General features: G+C 70.2%; 3 protein-coding genes. All 3 read right to left on the bottom strand.

Annotated elements, in window-relative coordinates; translation table 11 throughout:
• Positions 1 to 144: 144 nt before the first annotated feature.
• From VJR25_RS05915 to VJR25_RS05905, 3 genes are read right to left on the bottom strand one after another with little or no spacing between them, the layout of a single operon-like run.
• Positions 145 to 438: a putative quinol monooxygenase gene (locus VJR25_RS05915; RefSeq protein ID WP_324113521.1), complete on the bottom strand. Its 294-nt coding sequence runs from the start codon at positions 436 to 438 to the stop codon at positions 145 to 147.
• Positions 439 to 468: 30 nt separating this feature from the next.
• Positions 469 to 1,236, bottom strand: a complete 768-nt coding sequence (locus VJR25_RS05910) for a cyclase family protein (protein WP_324113519.1) — start codon at positions 1,234 to 1,236, stop codon at positions 469 to 471.
• Between the two features lie 9 nt (positions 1,237 to 1,245).
• A complete protein-coding gene (locus VJR25_RS05905) occupies positions 1,246 to 1,788 on the bottom strand; it encodes an RpiB/LacA/LacB family sugar-phosphate isomerase (protein ID WP_324113517.1) in 543 nt (180 codons plus the stop codon).
• Positions 1,789 to 2,002: the final 214 nt, after the last annotated feature.

Genomic DNA, 2,002 nt, shown 5'->3' with positions numbered 1-2,002 from the left:
AGCAGGTCGCGGCGCCGGTCTTCCGGCCCGGTCAGCAGGTCGAGGATCTCCGGGTCGCCGGGGAGATCCTGGATCGCGCCGTGCTGGATGCGTCCGGTGTGCACGATCCCGTTCGGGCCGACGTGGCGCGCGAGCTGCGCCACGTCAGAAGTCCAGGGTCTCGGTGAAGTCGCGCTGCCGGGTCTCGAGCGCCGGGATCGCCTGCCCGAGCGCCCACGTCTCGAAGTGCGGGGAGGTCCCGTGCGCTCGGAACGCATCCTCGTCGACGTACACCTCGAAGATGCGGAAGACGCCCGGCTGCTGCGGGTCCTGGTGGGCCTGGTAGTAGAGGTTGCCCGGCTCTTCGCGGGATGCCGGCGACAGGTGCGCGAGCGCGGAGCGCACCGTCTCCTCCTCGCCAGACTTGGCGGTCCAGGTGGCGCTGCAGACGAAAGCCATGATGTGTCCTCGGTTCCTTCTCGGAGGTCGTCAGTCTTCGAAGATCGCGACGGCGCGGGTCCAGCCGGCGGAGGCGCCGCGCACCTTCGTGGGGAAGCACGCGACGGTGAACCCCGTGGCGGGCAGCTGGTCGAGGTGCTGGAGCTTCTCGATCTGGCAGTAGCCGACCTCGGCACCGGCCTTGTGGCCCTCCCACACGACCGACGGGTCGCCGGTCTCCTCGAACACGCGCCGGTTGATGCTGACCGGCAGATCCCACCCCCAGGCATCCGTGCCGACCACGCGCACGCCCTTGCCGGTGAGGTGCAGGGTGGCCTCGCGCCCGAACCCGATGCCGGTGTCGATGTAGTCGTCGCGTCCGTACGCGTCGGCGGCGACGGTGTGCGCCAGCACGATGTCGAGGGGCTGCAGCTCGTAGCCGATGCGCTCCAGCTCCGCGTCGATGTCGGCGGGCGTCACGAGGTGCCCGCTGGGCAGGTGCCGGAGGTCGAGCTTGACCCCGGGACGGAAGAACCAGTCGATCGGCACCTCGTCGATCGTCCACGCCCTCTCGCCGCCGTTCATGGTGGGGTGGTAGTGCCAGGGGGCGTCCACATGGGTGCCGGCGTGCGTGGTGATGGTCACCGTCTCGGCGGCGAGCCCCTGTCCGTCCGGCAGCTGATCGGGACGGATGCCGTACATCGCGTTCATGTCCGCGAGGCCGGCCTGGTGGTCCTTGTACTCGATCTTCGGGCGCAGGAACGGCGGATCGACGGGGATGACGTCGTCCAGGGGCATGGACAGGTCGACGAAGCGCATGGGGTCTCCTCAGGGTCGGGCCGGGGCTGCGGCGGCATCGTGCCGGACGGCGATCTGCTCGGGTTCGAGCTGCACCGCCCAGCCCTCGATCGTCCCGGCGTTCTCGTACTCCTCGATCTGCAGGATCTGACGGCCGCGTTCGACCGTCTGCGCCATCCCGGAGGTGACGAACGCATACAGGTTCAGCCAGGCGGACTCCTCGAACGCGATGCCCTCGAGCACCAGGACGTTCGCGTCGACGACGGCGCGGGCGTTCGCGGCGGCGCGGGGCGACGTCGTCGTCACCGCGCGTGCGCCGTTGACCTTGTTCGCGGCGATCACACCGGCGACCGCCTCGTCGACGACGAGCACGCCGAACGCGTCGACGCCGGCATCCTGATCCGCCACGACAGCGCGGCCGACCCGGATCGCGAACACCGGGTAGTCGTCGCCGGGGTCGAGCGCGTCGGCGCCGTGCCAGACGACGTCGAAGCCGGATGCCTCGGCCCGCGCCTGCAGGCGACGGCCGAGCTCGTAACCGCCGTGGTCGGCGGCGAAGTGGATGCGTGTCATGGTCTGCTCCTTGTCGCTGGTCGGCGCCGTGGTCGACGGCCGCTCACACCGGCGGGGCCACGAACAGGCCCCTGTCGATGTCGTTGAACGATTCGCGGGCGACGAGCTCGCTCATCTCCTGGGCGGTGCCCCACTGGTCCTGCGTCGACAGCCGGCTGATGTCGTGGCGGTGCGCTTCCCAGGTGTCGTCGTCGACCATCGACAGCTCGGTGGT

Source organism: Microbacterium sp. (assembly GCF_035277845.1).
In the GTDB taxonomy this organism is placed as follows: Bacteria; Actinomycetota; Actinomycetes; order Actinomycetales; family Microbacteriaceae; genus Microbacterium.
Note: the sequence above shows the minus strand (reverse complement) of the source record. Positions and strands in the feature narration are given on the sequence as shown.

Bases quoted from the DNA above. Each gene is read 5' to 3' on its own strand.
- VJR25_RS05905 (WP_324113517.1), bottom strand. From the start codon at position 1,788: ATGACACGCATCCACTTCGCCGCCGACCACGGCGGTTACGAGCTCGGC.
- VJR25_RS05910 (WP_324113519.1), bottom strand. From the start codon at position 1,236: ATGCGCTTCGTCGACCTGTCCATGCCCCTGGACGACGTCATCCCCGTC.
- VJR25_RS05915 (WP_324113521.1), bottom strand. From the start codon at position 438: ATGGCTTTCGTCTGCAGCGCCACCTGGACCGCCAAGTCTGGCGAGGAG.